This window comes from Nocardiopsis halotolerans DSM 44410 (genome assembly GCF_000341065.1).
Taxonomy (GTDB): Bacteria; Actinomycetota; Actinomycetes; order Streptosporangiales; family Streptosporangiaceae; genus Nocardiopsis; species Nocardiopsis halotolerans.
Map to the genome: position 1 here is coordinate 1 of NZ_ANAX01000348.1, position 22,363 is coordinate 22,363.

The 22,363-nt window shown below is 68.3% G+C and carries 19 protein-coding genes and 1 tRNA gene; 6 read left to right on the forward strand and 14 right to left on the reverse strand.

The window, feature by feature from the left end; all coding sequences use genetic code 11:
* Positions 1 to 308 precede the first annotated feature (308 nt).
* Positions 309 to 1,358, forward strand: coding sequence for a C40 family peptidase (locus D455_RS0125655; RefSeq protein ID WP_017573524.1), 1,050 nt, complete (start codon positions 309 to 311; stop codon positions 1,356 to 1,358).
* Between the two features lie 288 nt (positions 1,359 to 1,646).
* Positions 1,647 to 2,798, forward strand: a complete 1,152-nt coding sequence (locus D455_RS0125660; protein WP_017573525.1) for a glycosyltransferase family 4 protein — start codon at positions 1,647 to 1,649, stop codon at positions 2,796 to 2,798.
* An 84-nt stretch (positions 2,799 to 2,882) separates the two neighbouring features.
* Here D455_RS0125660 and D455_RS0125665 read toward each other — a convergent pair whose 3' ends face one another.
* The 4 genes from D455_RS0125665 to ctaC all read right to left on the reverse strand — a co-directional run bounded on the left by D455_RS0125665 (position 2,883) and on the right by ctaC (position 7,532).
* Positions 2,883 to 4,187: a L,D-transpeptidase gene (locus D455_RS0125665; protein ID WP_026122976.1), complete on the reverse strand. Its 1,305-nt coding sequence runs from the start codon at positions 4,185 to 4,187 to the stop codon at positions 2,883 to 2,885.
* Between the two features lie 190 nt (positions 4,188 to 4,377).
* Positions 4,378 to 4,803, reverse strand: coding sequence for a cytochrome c oxidase subunit 4 (locus tag D455_RS0125670; protein ID WP_017573527.1), 426 nt, complete (start codon positions 4,801 to 4,803; stop codon positions 4,378 to 4,380).
* 6 nt (positions 4,804 to 4,809) lie between these two features.
* Positions 4,810 to 6,480: an aa3-type cytochrome oxidase subunit I gene (gene ctaD / locus D455_RS0125675; RefSeq protein WP_026122977.1), complete on the reverse strand. Its 1,671-nt coding sequence runs from the start codon at positions 6,478 to 6,480 to the stop codon at positions 4,810 to 4,812.
* On the reverse strand, positions 6,480 to 7,532 hold the full coding sequence (ctaC, locus tag D455_RS0125680; RefSeq protein ID WP_449289322.1) for an aa3-type cytochrome oxidase subunit II: 1,053 nt from the start codon (positions 7,530 to 7,532) through the stop codon (positions 6,480 to 6,482). Before ctaC ends, ctaD begins: the two co-directional genes overlap by 1 nt.
* Positions 7,533 to 7,908: 376 nt before the next feature.
* Between ctaC and D455_RS0125685 the strand changes: the two genes are divergently transcribed.
* Positions 7,909 to 8,166 (forward strand): sulfurtransferase TusA family protein, encoded by a 258-nt coding sequence (locus D455_RS0125685; protein ID WP_017573530.1) that lies wholly within the window; start codon positions 7,909 to 7,911, stop codon positions 8,164 to 8,166.
* Positions 8,167 to 8,390: 224 nt separating this feature from the next.
* Here D455_RS0125685 and rpsD read toward each other — a convergent pair whose 3' ends face one another.
* The 8 genes from rpsD to D455_RS0125725 form a co-directional block, all read right to left on the reverse strand.
* Entirely contained in the window at positions 8,391 to 9,002 is a 612-nt protein-coding gene (rpsD, locus tag D455_RS0125690; RefSeq protein ID WP_017573531.1) for a 30S ribosomal protein S4, read from the reverse strand.
* Between the two features lie 364 nt (positions 9,003 to 9,366).
* A complete protein-coding gene (locus D455_RS0125695) occupies positions 9,367 to 10,338 on the reverse strand; it encodes a carbohydrate kinase family protein (protein ID WP_017573532.1) in 972 nt (323 codons plus the stop codon).
* A 276-nt stretch (positions 10,339 to 10,614) separates the two neighbouring features.
* Entirely contained in the window at positions 10,615 to 10,962 is a 348-nt protein-coding gene (locus D455_RS0125700; protein ID WP_013154170.1) for a HesB/IscA family protein, read from the reverse strand.
* Between the two features lie 357 nt (positions 10,963 to 11,319).
* Positions 11,320 to 12,162, reverse strand: coding sequence for an ABC transporter ATP-binding protein (locus tag D455_RS0125705; protein WP_017573533.1), 843 nt, complete (start codon positions 12,160 to 12,162; stop codon positions 11,320 to 11,322).
* Positions 12,155 to 13,042: an ABC transporter ATP-binding protein gene (locus D455_RS0125710; protein WP_026122978.1), complete on the reverse strand. Its 888-nt coding sequence runs from the start codon at positions 13,040 to 13,042 to the stop codon at positions 12,155 to 12,157. Before D455_RS0125710 ends, D455_RS0125705 begins: the two co-directional genes overlap by 8 nt.
* On the reverse strand, positions 13,032 to 14,021 hold the full coding sequence (locus D455_RS0125715) for a branched-chain amino acid ABC transporter permease (protein ID WP_017573535.1): 990 nt from the start codon (positions 14,019 to 14,021) through the stop codon (positions 13,032 to 13,034). Before D455_RS0125715 ends, D455_RS0125710 begins: the two co-directional genes overlap by 11 nt.
* Before the next feature lie 12 nt (positions 14,022 to 14,033).
* Positions 14,034 to 15,587, reverse strand: coding sequence for a branched-chain amino acid ABC transporter permease (locus tag D455_RS0125720; protein ID WP_017573536.1), 1,554 nt, complete (start codon positions 15,585 to 15,587; stop codon positions 14,034 to 14,036).
* Positions 15,588 to 15,970: 383 nt separating this feature from the next.
* Entirely contained in the window at positions 15,971 to 16,540 is a 570-nt protein-coding gene (locus D455_RS0125725; RefSeq protein ID WP_017573537.1) for an ANTAR domain-containing response regulator, read from the reverse strand.
* A 164-nt stretch (positions 16,541 to 16,704) separates the two neighbouring features.
* Between D455_RS0125725 and D455_RS0125730 the strand changes: the two genes are divergently transcribed.
* From D455_RS0125730 to D455_RS0125740, 3 genes are all read left to right on the forward strand, one after another.
* Positions 16,705 to 16,777 (forward strand) — tRNA-Leu (locus D455_RS0125730).
* Positions 16,778 to 16,886: 109 nt separating this feature from the next.
* Positions 16,887 to 17,687 (forward strand): transposase, encoded by an 801-nt coding sequence (locus D455_RS0125735; protein WP_026122979.1) that lies wholly within the window; start codon positions 16,887 to 16,889, stop codon positions 17,685 to 17,687.
* A 223-nt stretch (positions 17,688 to 17,910) separates the two neighbouring features.
* Positions 17,911 to 18,888, forward strand: coding sequence for a DUF1266 domain-containing protein (locus D455_RS0125740; RefSeq protein ID WP_017573539.1), 978 nt, complete (start codon positions 17,911 to 17,913; stop codon positions 18,886 to 18,888).
* 263 nt (positions 18,889 to 19,151) lie between these two features.
* On the opposite strand, the gene pyk is transcribed toward D455_RS0125740, so the two are convergent.
* Complete coding sequence (pyk, locus tag D455_RS0125745) at positions 19,152 to 20,585, reverse strand: pyruvate kinase (RefSeq protein WP_017573540.1); 1,434 nt, start codon at positions 20,583 to 20,585, stop codon at positions 19,152 to 19,154.
* Between the two features lie 268 nt (positions 20,586 to 20,853).
* Positions 20,854 to 22,278 (reverse strand): rifampin monooxygenase, encoded by a 1,425-nt coding sequence (gene rox / locus D455_RS0125750; protein WP_017573541.1) that lies wholly within the window; start codon positions 22,276 to 22,278, stop codon positions 20,854 to 20,856.
* Positions 22,279 to 22,363: the final 85 nt, after the last annotated feature.

Genomic DNA, 22,363 nt, shown 5'->3' on the forward strand with positions numbered 1-22,363 from the left:
ACCGAGAACCCAAATGAGATGAGCTCTAAGGGACAGAAAAAAGGTTTTCGGACACACAGCACCAACCGGCAGAACATCACGAAAAGGTTGAGAGCCACCCGACCCATGCACTAGTGTTCAACGCCGAGCGCGGTTGCTCCTCTTCACCGCCCCCCGGCGGTGACAGCCGCGCACCGGGTCGGGCCGCCCCATCCCCCTTTTCGGGCCACGGCCGCCCATCACCGGCCCCGCTTTCCGAGGCCTCTCCCACCCGGCGCATCCCTTGATCCTTCACGGCCTGGGACAAGGGGAGAAAGGTGTTACCCCACGTGTTGGCATCCCGTCATGTCCGCAGACGCCGCACGGCGATCGTCTCCTCCCTCGCCGCGGCCACCCTCCTCGTCCCCGTCGCGGCGGCCCACGCGGATCCGACCGCCGACGAGGTCCGCGAAGAGATCCAGAGCCTCGAAGAGGAGTACATCGGACTCAACGCGACCTACAACGAGGCCAAGGAGACCCACGAGGCCGCCCAGGAGGAGCTGGAGGGCATCGAGGAGGAGATCGAGGCCGCCGAGGAGAAGGTGACCGAACTCGGCCTGGGCGCGCGCCAGCTCGCCAACTCCACCTACACCGGTGTCGACTTCACCTCCTTCCACCGTCTGATCAGCTCCGCCGGGCCCGAGAACGCCCTGGCCCACCAGGCCGACCTGAACTACCTGGCCGAGCAGCACGACGGCAACCTGGAGGAGTACACCACGGAGCTGGAGAACCTGGAGATCCTGCGGGCGGAGGCCGCCTCCACCGAGGAGGAGGCCGCCGAGGCCCTCCAGGAGGCGGAGGAGGCCACCGAGGAGGCCGACGCGGCCCTCGAGGAGCAGAAGGAACTACTCGAAGAGCTGACCGCCGAGGAACAGGCCGCCGCCACCGAGAACATCGGTCAGACCGGCGGAGACGGCGGCGGAGGCGGCGGAGGCGGCGGAGGCGGCGGAGGCGCCGACTACACCGGCCCCGCCACGGGCAGCGCCGCGGTCGCCCTGGACTTCGCCTACGACCAGGTCGGCAAGCCCTACGTCTGGGGCGGCACCGGTCCGGAAGGCTACGACTGCTCCGGCCTGACCCAGGCCGCCTGGGGCGCCGCGGGCGTGAACCTGCCCCGCACCACCTACCAGCAGGTGAACGCCGGCCAGCGCGTCTCCTGGGAGAACAAACAGCCCGGCGACCTGCTGTTCTTCTACTCCAGCCCCCAGGGCCCCGACCACGTGGGCATGTACGCGGGCGACAACGTGATGGTGCACGCCTCCACCTCGTCCCGCCCCATCGGCACGGTGACCCTGAACAGCTACTACCGCAACAACTTCGTCACCGCCGTCCGTCCCTGACCGGCCCCGCGCCCCGGTGCCCCGCGACACCCCGTCGCGGGGCACCGTCGTGTCGGCCCCGCACCCGGACACGGCCCACCGAACACGACGGGCCCGAGGACCCGGCACGCGCGGAACACGGCGCCGTTGGTGCTCTTCCGGGGCCTCCGCTCCGCGCAGTCCTCTCCTCCCCGTCACCCAGCCGGGCACCCCCACCACGCGCTCCGCGCGGCGCTTTCCGTGTCCGGGCGCCCGAACCGCCCCCAAGGCTGAGACCCCGTTCCGGGAACAGGTCCTAGACTCACCCCCGTGCCGCGAACTCTGATCATCACCAACGACTTCCCGCCCAAGGCCGGGGGCATCGAGGCCTTCGTCCACGAGATGGCCCTACGCCGCCCGCGGGGATCGGTCGTGGTCTACTGCTCCTCCCCCGCCCCGGCCGACGCCGCCGCCGACCCGCACTTCGACCTGCGCCAGCCCTTCCCCGTCGTACGCGACGCCGCGCGCGTCCTCCTGCCCACCCCCCGTGTGGCCGCACGGGCACGCGCCATCGCCGAACTGGAGGGCTGCGACACGGTGCTCTACGGCGCCTCCGCCCCGCTGGGCCTGCTCGCCGCCCGACTGGGCGAGCACACCCCGGTCACACGCCAGGTGGCCATCAGCCACGGTCACGAGACCTGGTGGTCCGCCCTCCCCGGCTCCCGGGAGGCGCTGCGCCGCATCGGCGACACCACCGACACCCTCACCTACCTGGGCGAGTACACCCGGCGCCACCTGGCCCGGGCCCTGTCCCCGGACGCGGCGGCACGCATGCGCCAACTCACCCCCGGCGTGGACACCGACGCCTTCCGCCCCGGCGCGGGCGGCGACGAGGTCCGTGAACGCCACGGCCTGGGCGACCGGCCGGTGGTGCTGTGCGCGTCACGACTCGTACCGCGCAAGGGACAGGACACCCTGATCCGCGCCTGGCCGCGCGTCCTGGCCGACGTACCCGACGCCGTCCTGCTCATCGTGGGCGACGGCCCCCACCGGCGGCGCCTGCTCTCCGCCGCGCGCGGCATGGACTCGGTGGTCTTCACCGGATCGGTCCCCCACCACGACATGCCGCCCTACTACGACGCCGCGGACGTGTTCGCCATGCCCTGCCGCAGCCGCAAGGGCGGCCTGGAGGCCGAGGGGCTGGGGATCGTCTACCTGGAGGCCTCCGCCTGCGGCCTGCCCGTGGTGGCGGGCGACTCCGGAGGAGCTCCCGCCACGGTCCTGGACGGACAGACCGGCCTGGTCGTGGACGGTACCCTGCCCGGACCCGCCGCGCGGGCCGTCATCCGGCTACTGAAGGACCCCGAGCGCGCCGCCACGATGGGCGCTCGGGGCCGCGAATGGGTGAGCCGGAAGTGGACCTGGGAGCACACCGCCCGGCGTCTGGGCGCCCTCCTGGACGGCACCGAGGCCCCCGACTAGCTGGCCGGAAACGTTGCCGGTGCGACTGAAGCGCCCCAGGCCCGGGGCGGACGGGGCGGTTCGGTGCGCCTTTCCGGCCACCGGTCACAGGCCCTCGCCGTGCACGGACGCGGGGGTGCCCTCCCCGTCGGTCACGTCGGGTTCGCCGGTGGCGCTGTGGGACAACCACTCCTCCCACGAGCGCTGCCAGAAACCCCACCCGTTGTTCCACTCCAGCTCCCGGTCGGTCCCGGTGGTCTCCAGGACATCACCCATCAGGACCGTGTCGTAGAACCAGCGGGCGTCCTCCACCCTCAGGTTCGTGCAGCCGTTGGAGGTGTTGGCCTCGCCGATCCGGTCGTTCCAGGGCGCCGCGTGGACGAACTCGCCGCTGTTGGAGGTGCGCACCGCCCAGTCCACGTCGAGCTTGTAGTAGTCCGGCGAGTCCTCGGGAATGCCGAGGGTGGCCGCGTCCATCACCAGCGACTCGTGCTTGGTCATGGTCAGGTGGGTCCCCGAGGTGGTGGTGTTGAACCGCTCGGAGGCCTCACCGTTGCTCACGGGGATGGTACGGGCGGCCTCGCCGTCGACCGCCACCCGCATCTGGTGGTCGGGCACGTGCATGGTCGCGACCAGCTCACGGCCGACCTCGAAGGTCAGCCGGTGGTTCTCGACACCGTAGACCCCCTCGGAGGCATCCACCCCGGCCAGGCGCATGTCCACGGTGACCCTTTGGTGGGGCTCCCAGTACTCCTGGGGACGGAACACCGCCGTCTTGTCGCTCGTCCAGTTCCAGGCGCCCTCCACCACGTGCTCGGAGGTCACCTCCATGGAGTTCTCGACCTGGACCTTGTTGCGCACGGGCATGTCGAAGTTGACGATGACGGGCATGCCCACACCGACGGTGTCACCGGAGTTGGGGAAGTTGGAGGCCAGTTCGAGGCGCCGCCCCGCCACGGCCGCCTCGGTGGTGAACTCGGCGACGGCCTCGGACTCCTCACCGCCGTCGTCCTCCGCGGTGGCCCGCACGGTGACCGAGGCCCCCGGGCGGAGGTTCCAGTCGCTCACCCACCGCGTGCCGTCCTCGCTGAGGGTGCCGGTGAACTCCCACTCCTCCCCGGCCCCGCCGGTCTCCTCCGGCGCGCTCGCCGCCTCGGCGGGGACCTGCTCGACGCTGACGTCGGTGACGGCCCCCTCCTCCACCGACACCCGTACCGGGGTGTCGGGGGCGACGGAGGCGGCTCCCGCCTCCGGGGTGATGGTGATCCGCGGCCCGGACGGCCGCTCCTCCCCGGGAGCCGCCTCGGGCTCCTCCTCCGGAGTGGTGGTACAGGCCGTCACCGTCAGGGCCACGGCGGCGGTCACGGCCGCCAGACGGCGGGACACCGACCGGGAAACTCGTCCCTTCACGCCAAGGACCTCCAACATCCGTTGAGGCGGAACCCCGGTGCGCACACGGCGGGCTCGCACCCGAGGGGACCACTGCCAGGACAGGCCCACACAAAAACCTACCCCGACAGCCGGTCGTATCACGTGGACACGACCAGCCGCCGGGGTGAGGTGGGCCTCCCGGCGCACGGGGCGCCGGCAACCGCTCCCGCTAGTGCTGGAACTCGTTGCGGTAGTACTCGAAGATCCAACCGATGGCGGTGAGGATGATGGCGAAGAAGCCGATGAACACCATCCACCAGCCGATGGTCACACCCACCGCGGTGAACGCGACGGCCATCGCCACCCACAGCGGCCACGCGCTGTGCGGGCTGAAGAACCCGTACTCGCCGGCGTTCTCGGAGATCTCCCCGTCCAGCCGCTCCTCCGCGGGAAGCCCGTGGAAGTGCTCACTGCGACGGGCCGCCTGCCACAGCCAGAAACCGATCATCCAGCCGAAGCCGATGGAGACCACCAGGGCGGTGGTACCCGTCCACTCGATCGTGCCGGTGTCCTGCCAGGACCAGTACGCGTACAGGGCGGCTGCCAGACCGAAGAAGGTCGACACGCCCATGAACAGATAGGCCTGCGTCTTCATTGCGCCCTACTCCTTCGTGACGCCCGCCGACACCGGGACCACGCCCGGGGCCGCGGCGTGCGGGTGGTTCAGGTCGAACGCGGGACGCTCGGACCGGATGCGCGGCAGCGACGTGAAGTTGTGTCGCGGCGGCGGGCAGGAGGTCGCCCACTCCAGCGAGCAGCCGTACCCCCACGGGTCGTCCACGGTAACCAGCGGAGCCTTCTTCGCGGTGACGTAGATGTTCCAGAAGAAGATCAGCGTGGAGGCCGCCAGCACGAACGAGGAGACCGAGGAGATCTGGTTCAGCCCGGTGAAGCCGTCCGTGGGCAGGTAGTCCGCGTAGCGGCGCGGGAAACCCGCCGCACCCAGCCAGTGCTGGACCAGGAACGTGCCGTGGAAGCCCAGGAACAGCAGCCAGAAGTGGAACTTGCCCAGCTTCTCGTTGAGCATCCTGCCGGTGAACTTGGGCCACCAGAAGTAGAAGCCCGCAAACATGGCGAACACCACGGTGCCGAACACCACGTAGTGGAAGTGGGCCACCACGAAGTAGGAGTCGGTGACGTGGAAGTCGATCGGCGGGGAGGCCAGCAGCACACCGGTCAGACCACCGAAGAGGAAGGTCACCAGGAACCCGATGACGAACAGCATCGGCGTCTCGAAGGTGATCTGGCCCCGCCACATCGTGCCGATCCAGTTGAAGAACTTCACGCCGGTCGGCACCGCGATGAGGAAGCTCATGAAGGAGAAGAACGGCAGCAGGACCGCGCCCGTGGGGAACATGTGGTGCGCCCACACCGTCACCGACAGACCGGTGATGGCGATGGTCGCCGCCACCAGGCCCTTGTACCCGAAGATCGGCTTGCGGCTGAACACCGGCAGGATCTCGGTCGCGATACCGAAGAACGGCAGCGCGATGATGTAGACCTCGGGGTGGCCGAAGAACCAGAACAGGTGCTGCCACAGGATGGCGCCGCCGTGCTCGGGGTTGAACACGTGCGTGCCGATCATGCGGTCGGCGCCCAGGGCGATCAGGGCCGCGGTCAGGACCGGGAACGCGATGAGCACTAGGACACTGGTGAGCAGCGTGTTCCAGGTGAAGATCGGCATGCGGAACATCGTCATACCGGGCGCGCGCATGCACAGACCGGTGGTGATGAAGTTGACCGCGCCCAGGATCGTGCCCAGACCCGAGACGACCAGACCCATGATCCACAGGTCGCCGCCCAGACCGGGCGAGCGGACCGCGTCCGAGAGCGGCGTGTAGGCGAACCAGCCGAAGCTGGCCGCGCCGCCCGGGGTGAGGAACCCGCCGATGGCGATGAGGCTACCGAACAGGAACAGGTAGTAGCTGAACAGGTTCATCCGCGGGAACGCCACGTCGGGCGAACCGATCTGCAACGGCATGATCACGTTCGAGAACCCGACGAACAGCGGGGTCGCGAACATCAACAGCATGATCGTGCCGTGCATGGTGAACAGCTGGTTGAACTGTTCGTTGCTCATCGCCTGCATACCCGGGTAGAACAGCTCGACGCGCATGAGCACCGCGAGCAGACCACCGAAGAGGAAGAAGACGAAGGAGGTGATCAGGTACATGTACCCGATGACCTTGTGGTCGGTGGACGTCATCCATTTGACGACCATCGACCCCTTGCGCGACGGAACGTGACCGCCGCCCTTTGGCGTGCTGCTCATTACTGCTCATTCTCCTCGGCGTCGGAACCGCCGGAGCCGGTGCCCTCCTCGTCGGTGCCGGCGCCGCCGGCACCCGCACCCTCGGCACCCGAGCCCTCACCGGACTCCACGTCCTCCGTGGGCTCGGCGGCCCCGGACTCGGCGTCCCCGGACTCGTTGCCCTCGATCTCGGCGGCCTCGAGTTCGGCCTGCGAGGCCTCCTCGCGCTGCTCGGCGGCCCACGCCTCGTACTCGTCCTGGGGCAGGACCGTGACGTTGAAGAGCATGCGGGCGTGGTCGACACCGCACAGCTCGGCGCAACGGCCGATGTACTCGCCCTCACTGTCGTCCTGCAGGTCGGCCTGGAAGGCGTTGTCACGGCCGGGGATGACGTCCATCTTGAAGCCGAACGCGGGGATCCAGAACGAGTGGATGACGTCCGGCGAGTGGAGGTCGAAGTGGACGGTCGCGCCCTCGGGCAGAACCAGGGTCGTCTGGGTCGAGGGATCGGCGGTGCCGTCGGGGTTGGGGATACCCGTCTCGGAGAAGAGCACCTCCCCGCCGTTCTCCTTCTTGTCGTCGAGGTAGTTGAACTGCCAGGCCCATTGGAAGGCCACGACCTCGATGTTGACGTCCGCGGGCTCGTCGGTGTCGAGCAGGATCGCCTGGTCACGCGCGGTGAAGAAGAACAGCACCGAGATGATGACGATCGGCAGGACGGTGTAGAGCGCTTCGATGGGCATGTTGTACCGCACCTGGGGCGGCAACTGCTCAGAACGCTTGCGGTGGAAGATGATCGACCAGGCGATCAGTCCCCACACGAGAATGCCGACCGCGAAAGCCGCCACCCAGGAGCCCTGCCAGAGCGAGAGAACACGCTCAGCCTGGTCGGTGATCGGTTCCGGCATGCCCAAACGAGTGAGATCGTTCGACGCGCAGCCGGTCGCGGCCAGCCCCAGCACGGCGAGCGCGGCGCCGCGTGGTGCCCATCGGCGCAGGTTGCGGCGCCGATTCTCTTGGCGGGTCGGACTCACGGATTGCCTTCCCAGCGGTGTAGCCCGTGGATCCTCCACGGGCGGCCTAAGTATCCAAAGCTTTTCAGGGGGAAACATTATCGCGAATCGCCCAACGCCCGGTTCAGGGGCTTGCCTGGTCAGCGTGTTGCCAGACACCCCCGAACGGAGCGTACGGCGGTGCGCGGAGCCGGGCCCGTTCGCCCGCGGAGGATGCCCTCCCGGCTGGCTACGGAGCGCGGCCCGGCGTCCCCCCGGGCCCTCTTCCTTTCGTCGATCGTGTCCCCGCCGCCCTCACGGGCGGTGCGGACGTCTCACGAGGAGAGAACAAGGCGAGCGTATCGCTGGGTTTACGGCGCCCTTAACCGGGTTCGCCTTACGGGCGTGAGCGGGACAGGATGGGCACCACAGGACGACGACACACGGGGGTTCTTCCGTGCCCGAACACCCGCCACAGCAGCCCCAGCCGCCTCTGGTCACCGTGGAGGCGGTGGGCCGCAAATGCCCCATCCCCATCATCATGCTGGCCGCCAGGCTGCACGAGGTCCCCATCGGCGGGGTCATCGCGGTGACCGCGGACGATCCCGCCGCCAGCGCGGACATCCCGGCCTGGTGCCGGATGAAGATGCACGACTTCCTCGCCGAACAGCCCCTGGGACGGGGCAGCGCCTTCCACATCAGACGCAGGTACTGACCCGTTCCGGGGGCGGGCCAGGGTGACCGAAACCCCGCGGCAGAACACCCGACGGTTTTCGGTTCCGTTGCGATAACAATTCATGCCCCGCCGAATAAGGGACGTGGCCAGATCCACACTCCGCCCCTCCGAACACAGCGAGGCCGCGCGAACCCGGGGTTCGCGCGGCCTCGCGTCGTGCGCTCGGGCGTCCGGGGACGCCGGGCGTCAGCCCGACGCCACCACTAGCGGGCGTAGAACTCCACGACCAGCTGCTCGTCGAACGGCACCGGGATCTGCTCGCGCTTGGGGCGGTCGGTGACCGCGACGCGCAGGTCCTTGTGGCTCACGGCGAGGAAACCGGCGATCTTGTCGTCGGCGTGGATGCCCTCGGCGGCCTCGACGAACGGCACCATGTTGCGGGACTTCTCCCGAACACCGATGATCTGACCCGGCTTGACCTGGTACGACGGGATGTCGACCTTCTTGCCGTCCACGGTGATGTGACCGTGGTTGACGAACTGGCGGGCGGCGTAGATCGAAGCCGCCAGACCGGCGCGCAGTACGACCGTGGCCAGACGCAGCTCCAGCTCGGCGAGCATCTCCTCACCGGTGCGGCCCGGACGCTTCTTGGAGTTCTCGTAGACCCGCAGCAGCTGCTTCTCGGTCAGGTCGTAGTACCAGCGCACCTTCTGCTTCTCCGCCTGGCGGACCGCGAAGTCGCTGCTGTTGCGGCGGACGCGGCGGCCGTGCTCACCGGGCGGGTAGGGACGCTTCTCGAAGTAGCTGACCGCCTTACGGGTCAGCGGGGTACCGGCGCGCCGGGACAACCGCACCTTCGGTCCGGTGTAGCGCATGCAATGTCCTTTCCGGATGAATCAGGGGAATCCCAGGTAAGGCTGGCCTAGATCTGGGAGGCGCTCACGGCGCCCGAGCCCCACCGGCATGCCGGAGCACACGGAAGCAGGGCGGGTTCCCCACCGTCGCGGCGACCCCACGCGGACGGCTTGGGCTGGGAAACCGGCACGCGTTTCAGCGCACCGGCGGGCACGGGGCTCCCCGTGCGGGCCACCTGTTCCCTGGGGAGCGGGGGCCGTGCGGGGCGCGGCCCGATCCGGAGACGGACCGGGTCGTGCGGGTCGCGACTCCCTACTCTACGGGTTCGCGGACACCACCCCGACCCGGGACGCCCCCGGAACACACCGGGACGGCACCCGACCCCTACACGAAGGGCTTCACCTCGGCCGCGGCCACGGCACCGTAGGACCGCTCCAGACGGTCCAGCAGCGAAGCCGGCGTCAGCGTGTACTCCTGGGGCCCGTCCGCCTCCAGGCAGTGCACCGCCGTCGCGTTACCGACCTGCGCGGCACGCTCCAGGGACAGCCCCCACGAGTGCGCGGCCAGGAAACCGGCCCGGAAGGCGTCACCCATACCCGTGGGGTCCACCAGCTCACCGACCGCGGCGGCCGGAACGTGCACACTCGGCTCACCCCGGCGGTCGATACGCGCGCCCTTGGCCCCCAACGTGGTCACACGCGTACCCACCCGGTCCAGGACCTCGGCGTCGGACCAACCCGTCTTCTGCTCCGCGAGCGCCTTCTCGTACTCGTTCGTGAACAGGAACGCCGCACCCTCGACCAGCCCCCGCACCTCGGGGCCCTCCATACGGGCCAACTGCTGCGAGGGATCCGCCGCGAAGGCGATACCGCGCGTCCGGCACTCCTCACTGTGGCGCACCATCGCGGCCGGATCGTCCGCCCCGACCAGCACCAGGTCCAACCCGCCCAGACGGTCCGCGATCGGCTGGAGCTCGATGTTGCGCGCCTCGGCCATCGCACCCGCGTAGAAGGACGCGATCTGGTTCTGGTCCCGGTCCGTCGTGCAGATGAACCGGGCCGTGTGGCGCAACTCCGAGATGTACACCGCCGAGGTGTCCACACCATGGCGGTCCAACCAGGACCGGTAGTCCTCGAAATCGGCCCCCGCCGCGCCCACCAGGACCGGACGGAGACCGAACCCGCCCATACCGAAGCAGATGTTGGCGGCGACACCACCGCGCCGGACATCCAACTCGTCGATCAGGAAGGACAGCGACAACTGCTCGATCTGGTCGGGGATGATCTGTTCCGCGAACCGCCCCTCGAAGGACATGAGGTGGTCGGTGGCGATGGATCCGGCAACCGCGATACGCACGGGACGAAGACTCCTTGGTCGGCAGGTGTCGGTCTACTGACCGGACGGGGGCGCGGGCATGCCGAGAACGTGCCCGCCTCGGACCGCCCCAGGGTATCCAGTGCTCCCGCCGCCTCACATGCCGCCCACCGCGGGCGCCCCGGAACCGGACCCGCGACGACCGGACACACGGCCAGCACACACGACGAGGGGGAGGACGGAAGTCTCCGCCCTCCCCCGAGGTCCCCGAACGGCACCGGAAAACGGGCGACACCCGCGGCCCGCCCGGCGACACGTCTAGTTGAAGGAGTCACCGCAGGCGCAGGAACCGGTGGCGTTGGGGTTGTCGATGGTGAACCCCTGCTTCTCGATCGTGTCGACGAAGTCGATGGTGGCACCGATCAGGTAGGGGGAACTCATCCGGTCGGTGACGACCTCCACACCACCGAAGTCGCTGACGACGTCACCGTCGAGCTCACGCTCGTCGAAGTAGAGCTGGTAACGCAGCCCCGAGCAACCACCGGGCTGAACGGCCACGCGAAGACGCAGGTCGTCCCGCCCCTCCTGCTCAAGGAGCGCCCTGACCTTGCTCGACGCCTCGTCGGTGAGGATGATCCCCTCGGTGGTCTCGCTCTGAACCGTCATGCTGAAAAGCTCCTCTGAAAAGGGATCGCGGCTGGACCGGTGACCCCTTTGGTCGCGTCTGGACCGGCCCGCCGAAACGGGTCCCGTCCTCTTCAACGGATCCCAACGCCCGGCCCCGGTACCGCATTCCTGCGCACCGCCAACCGAACCGTCGTACCGCCGTCGTCATCCTCCCCGCCACCCCGTTACCCACGGCGCGACCGGGGCCCCGACCGAACACGAACGTGTTCGTCCCCCCAGGGTAATTTGTCCGGCCCCGGGACGCCATCTCCCACAACCCTCCCCCGGGTGCGGGAACACACACCCCGGCAACGACGGAGGGCGGGGCCCCAGGCCCCGCCCCCGCCGACACGGACGTCAACCCTTGGCCAACGTCCCCAGGTACAGCTCGATCACGTTCGGGTCGTTCAACAGGTCCGCGCCGCTACCGGTGTAGGCGTTGCGCCCCTGGTCCAGCACGTAACCCCGGTCACAGATCTGCAGGCAACGCCGCGCGTTCTGCTCCACCATGACCACCGAGACACCCGTCTCGTTGACCTCCTTGACCCGCTGGAAGACCTCCTCCTGGTAGATCGGGGAAAGACCCGCGGTCGGCTCGTCCAACAGCAGCACCGACGGCTCCATCATGAGCGCACGGCCCATCGCCACCATCTGACGCTCGCCGCCCGACAGCGAACCCGCCTTGGCCCTACGCCGATCCGCCAGCAACGGGAACAACTCCGCCACCGCCGCGAACCGGGCCGAGAACGTCCGAGGACGCAGGAACGCCCCCATCTGGAGGTTCTCCTCGATCGTCAGCGACGGGAAGACGTTCTGCGTCTGCGGAACGTAACCCACCCCCCGCTCCACCAGACCGTGCGCGGGCAGACCCGCGATGTCGGCGCCCCGCAGGGTCAGACCACCCTCACGCACCGGGATCAACCCGAAGACCGTCTTGATCAACGTGGACTTACCCGCGCCGTTCGGGCCGATGATCGCCACGACCTCACCCTCGGACAGGGTCAACGTGCACCCGTTGAGGATGTTCACCCCCGGCACGTACCCCGCCACCAGGTCCCGGGCCAACAACAGGTAGTCCTCCGGACCACCCACCTCCGCCCCGGGACCCGCCTGCTCCAGAGCCTCCTCACGGTGCTCCTGGACCACGGCGGCCTCGTCCACCGCCGCCCTCTTGGGGTTCGGACTCCCGTTCTCAGTCATCGTCACTCCCACCGGCCACGGCCGTCTCCTCCTGAGCACCCAGGTAGGCGTCGATCACCTCCTGGTTGGACCGGATGTCGGAGGGACGCCCCTCAGCGATCACCCGCCCCTGCGCCAGCACCACGATCCAGTCGCTGATACCCATGATCACGTCCATGTCGTGCTCCACGAAGAGCACCGTCTTGCCCTCGTCACGCAACGACGTGATGTGCCCCAGCAACGACTGCACCAACGCCGGGTTCACACCCGCCATCGGCTCGTCCAACATGATCATGGACGGATCGGTCATCAGCGAACGCGCCATCTCCAACAGCTTGCGCTGACCACCCGAGAGCGAACCCGCCATGTCGTCACGCTTGTCGACGAGCTTGAACCGCTCCAACAGCTCCATCGCACGCCGCGTGTTCTCCCGCTCCTGGCCCTTCCACACCGACCGCAGGAACGCACCGGCCATCCGCTCACCGAACTGCCCCTGGGCACCCAGCAGCATGTTGTCCAGCACCGTCATCCGGGTCAGCGCCTTCGTCAACTGGAAGGTCCGCACCATCCCGGCCCGCGCCACCCGGTGACCGCTCCGACCGTTGATCGCGGTCCCGTCGAAGGTCCACCGGCCGCGGTCCACCCGGTCGAAACCGGTCAGCAGGTTGAACAGCGTGGACTTGCCCGCGCCGTTCGGACCGATCAACGCCGTGATCGTGCCCCGCTGCACCTCCAGGTGCTCCACGTCCACCGCCGTCAGACCACCGAACGAACGGCGCACACCGTCCGCCACCAGGATCGGATCCGACTTGGCCGACCCGGGCACCGGCTCGGCGCCGACCATACGGTCGTCACCACCGACGCCGCTTCCGACGCCGTCCTTCACGTCATCACTTGACATTGATCAGCATCTCCTTGCGGTCGCCGATGAGCCCCTGCGGCCGGAAGACGATGAGCAGCACCAGCAACAGGCCCACGAAGGCCAGCTGGATCGCACCGTAGTCCGTGGTCTCCAGGAACGGCAGCAACCCGATCGAGCCCAGGCCCTGGAGCAGACCCTCGGTGAAGTTCATCAGGAACCAGAACACCATCGCGCCCAGCACCGGACCGAACACACGCCCGGCACCGCCCAACAGCAGGATCACCCACAGGAAGAACGTCACCTGCGGCTTGAACTGGTCCGGCTGGATCGCCGCCTGGTACACCGCGAGCATGCACCCCGACAGGGCACCCGCCATACCGCCCAGCACCAACGCCTGCATCTTGTACGCGAACACGTTCTTGCCCAGGCTGCGGACCGCGTCCTCGTCCTCACGGATGCCCTTGATGACACGCCCCCACGGACTGTGCATCAGCAGCCACGACACCCCGACCATCAACAGCACCAGGGTCCACGTCACCACCAGCACCCACAGGTTGTTACCGCTGTAGGACAAGGCCCCGAACCCGTAACGCTCGCCCCCGTCGAACGGGTTGATCGAACGGAAGTCCGACGCCAGGTTCTGCAAACCGTAGACACCGCCGGTCAGCGGCTCCGCGAAGCCCGCCCGGTACACCAGGCGCAGCACCTCCGCCGCCGCGATCGTCGTGATCGCCAGATAGTCCGCCCGCAACCGCAGCGTCGGAATACCCAACAACAACGCCATCACGAGCGCGCACAACAGGCCCACACCGAAACCCACCAGCAACGGCAGGCCCAGCACCGCCACACTGACGCCGACGCCGTACGCGCCCACCAGCATGAAGCCGACCTGACCGAAGTTCAGCAGACCCGTGTAACCGAAGTGGAAGTTGAGGCCGATCGCGGCGAGCGCGTAGATCGCCGCGATCGGACCGATCGCCGATCGGGTGGACTCCGCGAGGATCGAAAGGATATCCATCGTCTGTCTCTCCTAGCCGACCCGCTCGCGCCGACCGAGCAGGCCCTGGGGCCTGATCAGCAGCATGAGGATCATCAGGGCCAGAGCCCACGCTTGCATGAGCTGGGACGGGAACCACAGGGTGGACAACATCGCCACCAGGCCGACCGCCAGACCGCCGACCATCGCACCGTAGGCGGTACCGAGACCACCGAGAATCACCGCGGCGAACATCATCAGCAGCAGACGGAAGCCCATCTCGTACTCGACCACCTGGTTGAGCCCGTAGAGCACACCGCCCAGCGCCGCCAGACCGCCGCCCAGGCCCCACACGTACAGCGTGACCCGGTCGACGTCGATACCCGAGGACTCGGCCAGATCCCGGTTGTCGGACACCGCGCGCATCGCCTTGCCGATACGGGTGAACTGCAACAGGCAGGCCACGCCCACCAGGACCACGATCGCCACCACCATGACCACCAGGTCGCGGGGCGGCATCTCCACCGGACCGATCCGCACCATCTCCTGGAGCTGGAACCCGGCGTAACGCTCACGCCCCGCCCCGAAGAGCACCAGGACCACGTGCCGCAGCACCAGGGCCAGGCCGATCGAGACGATGAACATCTGGATCATCGCGACGTTGCGGTGCCGCAGCGGACGCCAGATGTAGCGCTCCATCGACCCGCCCAGGACCGCGCCCATGACCACCGCGACCACCGCGGCCAGCCACAGCGGAACGCTCCAGCCGACCGCGTCGCCCAGCACGCCGAGAACGGTGGCGAGCACGATGCCGAGGAGGATCGACACCCCCTGCGCGACGAGCAGCACGGTCCGGGAGAGCCTGTTCTCCAGGAAGCCGCCGATGAGGACCGCGCCCCCCAGACCCGCGAAGAGCGCCAACAGGGAGTTGCCCATACCCGCGGCGCCGGTGCTGAAGAGCAGGGCGATCATCGCACCGAAGGTGACCAGGTCACCGTGGGCGAAGTTGATCAGCTTCGTGGTGCCGAAGATCAGGGAGAGCCCGATCGCCGAGACCGCGATGACGAGGCCGAACAAGAGCCCCGACGCGGTGAGCTGGATGACCCGCTCCCCGAAGGAACTCCCGCTGTCGACGTTGGTCTCGATGGACTCGTCCCCGGCCGCCGGGGTGTCCTCGGTCTCCTCCTCCGAGGGGGAGGCGGACTCCTCCTCGGACTCGGCCTGGCCCGGGGACATCAGCGCGACGATGAGGGGCCGCTGGTCGTTGGCCTCGACCTCCACCTCGGTCTCACCGTCGACGATGATGCCCTCTCGCAGGACGAACTCACTGGGGACGGACTCCTGGTCCACCACCACGCGGTAGGTGCCCGGTCCGGGCAGCCCCACTTCCCACATTCCATCAGAGTCGGTTGTGGCCGCTCCGACCTCGTCCTCGCCGTCATGGACCGTGATCACGATGCCTTCGACACCCTGGTCCCGGTTCTCCGGATGGAGGATCCGGCCGTGCAGCGACTCACCGCCCTGTTCGTCTGCCGTCGCCGCTGGCCCGGGGATCACCAGGATGGCGGTGATCAGGGCGAGCAGCACGGTCAGGAGACGTGTGCGCACGCGCGCTCCTTGCGCATCTGAGGGTGGCGGCACCGAATGAGGGCATTCGACACCGCTTGTCCTTTGCTGTTCGGTGCGGCGAGTTTAGCCCGATTTAGGCTGGTCATTCAGCAGAGCTAAAGCCACGTGATCCAACCGTCACCCCATCGTGCGCAAACGAGACCAAACTGGTACCCCAGGCGGATTGACCCTGAACATCCGTCTCGTTTCCACCCCTCCCAAGGCCTGATCTGCACATCCCCTCCGCCCTTCCCGTGCCCTGGAGGACAGTTCGGGGCGGAGACGGGGGGCGGGGCTGACAGGAAGGCGGCGGAGACGACGAAGGGGTCGCACCCGGTCGGGTGCGACCCCTGTTCAGCCTGGTTGACGCGCGGTCGTAAGGGTCACTTACCTCCGCCGCCGAGGGTCTCCACGACCGTCTCGGCGACCTTGCGCATGGTCAGCCGCCGGTCCATGGAGTTCTTCTGGATCCAGCGGAACGCCTCGGGTTCACTCATCCCGTGGCGGCTCTGGAGGAGACCCTTGGCCTGTTCGACCAGCTTGCGGGTCTCCAGCCGCTCCTGGAGGTCACTGACCTCGGACTCCAGCGCGGACAGCTCGGCGTAGCGCGAGGTGGCCATCTCGATGGCGGGCACCAGGTCGGTCTTGTTGAAGGGCTTGACCAGGTAGGCCATGGCCCCGGCCTCGCGCGCACGCTCGACCAGCTCGCGCTGGGAGAAGGCGGTCAGGATCACCACCGGGGCGATCCGCTCGGCGGCGATGCGCTCGGCGGCAGAGAGGCCGTCGAGCACGGGCATCTTGATGTCGGTGATCACCAGGTCTGGCCTGAGCTCCTGGGCAAGGCGGATGGCGGCCTCCCCGTCACCGGCCTCGCCGACGACGGCGTAGCCGTCCTCTTCCAGCATCTCCTTGAGGTCCAGGCGGATCAGGGCCTCGTCTTCCGCGATCACCACGCGGCTCTGCGTCCTCGTCACGTACACGAGGTTACCGAGATCCGTTAGTATGCTGAGCGTCGGGACGGCGATGCGCGTCAATCGTGACAGCACCGTTGGCGGAGCAGCGCTACCCTGACAGGGAGATGGACGCCAGCCAGGATGTCCGATTCGCCCCAGAAATAGCCCTGATATCCCAATGGCAGAGGAAATGGTCTCAAACACCATACAGTGTGGGTTCGAATCCCACTCAGGGCACACAGCTACAGAGCCACCCAATCGGGTGGCTCTCTTCATATCGGACACATCAACCCACTGTAGTTAATCCATCGACGGACTGTCACAGGCGTGAGCAAGCATGCACGTCATGTACTCATCGCACGTCCGCCGTTCGGCGGTCTCCCTGCTCGATTCCGGAATCTCCTACGCCGAGGTCAGCCGTCGCCTGGGCATCAACCGGTCCACCCTCCGCGAGTGGTCACGGGACCGCTCGCTCGTCAACAAGTACCGGGACAACGGTGAATGCCCCCGCTGTGAGCCTCTCCCCCGACCACCCGTGGCAGCCGACGCCTACAGCTATCTCCTGGGCCTGTACCTCGGCGACGGCGCCATCAACCTCGCCGGTAACAGCAGTCGGGGCGTGTGGCGCCTGAGGATCTACTGCGGCGACTCCTGGCCCGGACTCATCCGCGAGTGCGAGACCACCATGGCGAAGGTTCTGCCCTCTCACTCGGTGGGCCGGGTCAGCTGTGTCGGGTGCACCGAGGTCTACAGCGACTGGAAGCACTGGCCCTGCCTGTTCCCGCAGCACGGCCCCGGCAAGAAGCACGAGCGGACCATCGCCCTGGAACCCTGGCAACAGGAGATCGTCGATACGTACCTCGAATCGTTCGTTCGCGGCCTGATCCATTCCGACGGTTGCCGGATCACCAACAGGGTGCGCAGGCGGGTCAGCGACGAGTGGAAGTACTACGAGTATCCCCGCTACCAGTTCATCAACGTCTCCGAGGACATCATCGGCCTGCTCACCGATGCCCTCGACCAGCTCGAAATCCCGTGGAAGCGCCACACCAGTCCCCGACCGCCCAAGCGGGACAAGCTCGTCGTCTCGGTGTCGAGGAAGGACGCCGTGGCGCGGATGGACGCCTTCGTCGGGCCCAAGTACTGAGGAGGGTTAGCGCGGGGACCGGACAGACGGACCAGAACCTGCGTAACTACCCGGCCAGTACTACCCCAAATAGGTCCTTTGTCACTTTATGCCGGGGCAACCGGGCTGAACCGGTCACATCACGGCCACAACCTGAGTACAACCCGTGAGTTCGGTCGCCCCGGCGCCCGCGCGTCCTTGATGCTTGGAGTCCGGATCCGAGTTCTCAGGAGAGGAGCGGCGGGTGCTGACCGCGGTGGCCGGGATCGTCGGCGCAGTGGTGATCGGCGCCTGGGTCGTGGTGGCCTGGGGTTCCCAGCGTCGCCAACCATGGTTGCTGACCCCCTTCGCGCTGCTCATCGCCCTGCTCGTGGCCGTCGGCCAGCCGGGGTGGGCGTTCCTGCCCGTGGTGCTGTTGGCCGGTGGCTCCTTCGCGGAGCTGGTGATCGGCTCCCGGGAGTCCCCCGCCGTGCGCACCAAGGACCCCGACGCCCCGTTGAGCACCGAGCGCTGGGCGGCGGCCGTGGCCGCGCCGTTCCGGGTGGCGCTGGCCGAACCCTGGGACGTGGTCGCCCGGCCCTCGCTGCGCCGGGCCTACCGGCGGATGCTGGAGCGCCAGTGGCGGGTGACCGACCGGGATTCGCTGATGACCGCGGTGAACACCCTGCTGGAGGATCTGCGCACCGGCCCGACGCTGGATCTGGTGGTGGACCTGGCTGGCGGGGTCGCCCGGTCGCGTCTCCCCCGCGAGCAGGGTGGCCAGGTCACGGGTGAGCACGTGCGTCTGACCGAGGAGCAGGTGGCCCGGTTGCGTGCGGTCACGGGGGTGACCGAGGCGGACGAGACGGTGCTCATCGGTGCCTACCAGTGGTGGAAGTCGGTGCACGTGATCCGGCTGGTGTGCGGTGGGGCGTCGTTGGACTGGTTGAGTCCGGTGGAGACGCAGACGCTGCTGCGGCGGGTGGCCTCTGATCTTCAGCGCCGGTACGCGTCGTGGCAGCAGTTGTCGACGGCCTTCCACGCGGGTTATCTGCTGTGGCCCGAGAAGGGTGTGGAGGGTGACCACGGCGGGACGGACCGGGTGTGGGCGGCGTTGGGGCTGCTGACGGAGGATTCCCGGAGTCCGTGGAACCTGTTGCCGTGGGACATGCCGTTGGAGCGGGCGCTGCCCGAGGGTGGTGCGGCAGCGAACCAGGAGTCCCGGGGTGAGTCGGCGGCCTGAGAGAGCTGGGCTGCCTTGGGGGCTGTGCCTGGGAGGGTCGGCTGTCCCTTGGGGTCGGCCGCGTCCGGGAGGGGGTGCGCCGGTGTGGGGCCGAGCCGGGCCGGTTCCGTGCCCGGGGGTTTCCGGCCGCACCTGGTCCTGACCCGGGAGGCGGCGCGGCTCATACGCCGTTTCCTCCGGGCCGGACCTGATGCGGCACGTCAGTGGGCGCCCTGTGTGGGGCGCCGGTGTTTCTTACTGTTTCCTACGGGTTCCCGCGGTTCCTAGGGCGTGCCGAGGGCGACGGCGTCGCCGAGGCGGTGGACGCGCAGGGAGTTGGTGGAACCGATGGTTCCGGGCGGGCTGCCCGCCACGATGACGATCTTGTCGCCCTTGTGGTAGTCGCCGAGTTGGAGGAGTTCGTTCTCCACCTGGCGGACCATGTCGTCGGTGTTGTCGACCCAGGGCACGATGCTGCTCTCGACTCCCCAGGTGAGGGAGAGCCTGCCGCGGGTGGCTTCTTCGGTGGTGAAGGCCATGAGCGGGATGGGCGAGCGGTAGCGGGCCAGGCGGCGTGCGGTTTCGCCGGACATGGTGAAGGCGACCAGTGCCTTGGCGCCGACGGTGGCTCCGATCTCGGCGGCGGCGCGGGCGATGGCTCCGCCGGTGGTCTCGGGCACCCGGTTGAGGATGTGCGAGGCGCGCAGGGATTCCTGCTCGGCGGCGCTGACGATGCGGGCCATGGTCTCGACGGTCTCGACGGGGTACTGTCCGACGCTGGTCTCGCCGGAGAGCATGACGGCGTCGGCGCCGTCGAGGACGGCGTTGGCGACGTCGGAGGCCTCGGCGCGGGTGGGCCGGGGGGCTCCGATCATGGATTCGAGCATCTGGGTGGCGACGATGACCGGTTTGGCCTTGTCGCGGCAGCGTTCGACGGCGCGTTTCTGCACCATGGGGACGTTTTCGAGGGGGAGTTCGACGCCGAGGTCGCCGCGGGCGACCATGACGGCGTCGAAGACCTCGATGATGTCCTGGAGGCGTTCGACGGCCTGGGGTTTCTCGATCTTGGCGATGAGGGGGACGGTGATGCCCTCCTCGTCCATGATGCGGTGGCACTCCTCGGCGTCGGCGGGGCTGCGGACGAAGGAGAGGGCGATCATGTCGACGCCCTGGTGGAGGGCCCAGCGCAGGTCCTCCTCGTCCTTGTCGGTGAGTGCGGGGACGCTGACGGCGACGCCGGGGAGGTTGAGTCCCTTGTGGTTGGAGACGGGGCCGCCGACGACGACGCGGGTGTGGACGTCGGTGCTGGTGGTTTTGGTGCATTCCAGCGCGATGCGGCCGTCGTCGATGAGGACGCGGTCGCCGGGGCGGACGTCTCCGGGGAGTCCCTTGTAGGTGGTGGAGACGCGGGTGGCGTCTCCGGGGACGTCGTCGACGGTGATGGTGAACTCGTCGCCGACGGCGAGTTCGACGGATCCGTCGGCGAAGGTGCCGAGGCGGATCTTGGGTCCTTGGAGGTCGGCGAGGACGCCGACTGCTCGTTGTGCGGCCTCAGCGGCTGCTCGCAGGTTGGCGAGGTTGGCCGTGTGGTCGTCGTGGGTTCCGTGGCTGAGGTTGAGTCGGGCGACGTCCAGTCCGGCGTCGACGAGCTTGCGGAGGATCTCCGGGCTCGACGTGGCGGGACCGAGGGTCGCGACGATTTTTGCTCGACGTGTCACGCATAACACTCTAGAGCGTCTGGGGGATGGAGTGGTCTAAACCAGGTTGCGAATGGAGGTATGTGGGGCTGCGGGAAGTCGAACAGCGGACACCCTGGGTGATGTTTCGTTGCGCTGGGTGACGCTGTGGCTTCCGTTTCGTGTGGGAGGAGTGGGGCTGTGTTCGGTCGTGTCGGGGGGTGGGGCGGGGGCCCTGGCCGGTGTCGTGGCCGATGGACGGCCGTTGGGACGGGTGGGTCAGGGCCCCGTTCGGGTCGCGGTCGTGGGTTCAGGCGGTGGGGGCGCCGAACCAGGCGGGCAGGTGGTGGAGCAGGTCCTGTTGGTCGTCGCCGACCCATGCGACGTGGCCGTCGGGTCGTAGGAGTACGGCGGGTGCGTCCAGTTCCTCGCTGGTGTCGACGACGTGGTCGACGCGGTCGGTCCAGCCGGTCGTGGAGAGTTGGCCGGTCTGGTCGAGGAGGAGTCCTCGGCCGTCGTGTGTCTGTTCGTAGAGGCGGCCCCGTTTCAGTTCCAGGTCGCGCATGCGTGTGCCGAGCAGGGGGTGTCCCCCGCCGAGGTCGTAGCGGACGCCGATCGCGGTGATCTTCTCGATGAGGTGGCGGTTGACCTCCTCGAGGTCCATCAGTTCCGACACGAGTCGGCGTACTGCCTGGGGGCCGGGTTCGGTGGACATGAGGTGCATCTGGGCGCGGGTGTTGTCCAGGACCTCGGCGGCGACCGGGTGGCGTTCGGTGTGGTAGGTGTCCAGGAGTTCGTCTGGTGCCCAGCCGTTGGCCTGGGCGGCGAGTTTCCAGCCGAGGTTGAAGGCGTCCTGGATGCCGAGGTTGAGTCCCTGGCCGCCGGTCGGCGGGTGGATGTGCGCCGCGTCGCCCGCGAGGAGTACCCGGTCGACCCGGTAGCGTTCGGCCAGTCGGGTGGCGTCGCCGAAGCGGGAGAGCCAGCGGGGTGAGTGGGCGCCGAAGTCGGTTCCGGCGAACGTGCGCAGTTGGCGTCTGACCTCGTCGAGGGTGGGTTGGGTGGTGCGGTCCCCGGTGACTCCGTCGGCGGGTACGACGACGCGGTACACGCCGTCTCCGAGGGGTCCGGCGCCGAAGCGGAGTTGGGTCTTTCGGACTTCGGCGACGGTGGCGGCGATCGTCTCGGGGTCCTCGGTGAGTTCCACCTCTCCGAGGAGTGTTTCGGTTGTGGCGGGTTCGCCGGGGAATTCGACGCCGAGGAGTTTGCGTACGGTGCTGCGTCCGCCGTCGCAGCCGACGAGGTAGCGGGAGCGCAGTTGTGTGCCGTCGTCCAGTTCGGCGGTTACTCCGTGGTCGTCCTGGTGTAGTCCGACCAGTGTGCGGCCGCGCTGGATTTCGGTGCCGAGTTCGGTGGCGTGTTCGTTGAGCAGGCGTTCGGTGAGGGTCTGCGGGATTCCGAGGACGTAGCCGTGCGCGCTGTCCAGGTCGGGCCAGGTTCTGCCGAGGCCGGCGAAGAAGCCGCCGACTCTGAACTGCTGGCCGTGCGCGAGGAAGCGTTCGAGGAGTCCGCGCTGGTCCATGATCTCGATGCTGCGTACGTGCAGGCCGAGGGCGCGGACGTGTGGGGTGGGTTCGGTCTCCTTCTCCAGTACGAGCGTGTGGACGCCGTGCAGTCGCAGTTCGCTGGCCAGCATCAGACCGGTCGGTCCGCCGCCGACCACGATCACGTCGGTCATGGTTCCCCCGTTGGGCTGGGTCGTGTTGGGGCCAGCTGTTTCGCGCTGGTTGCCCGTGGTTCCCACTGTGGTCCGGTCCTGCGTG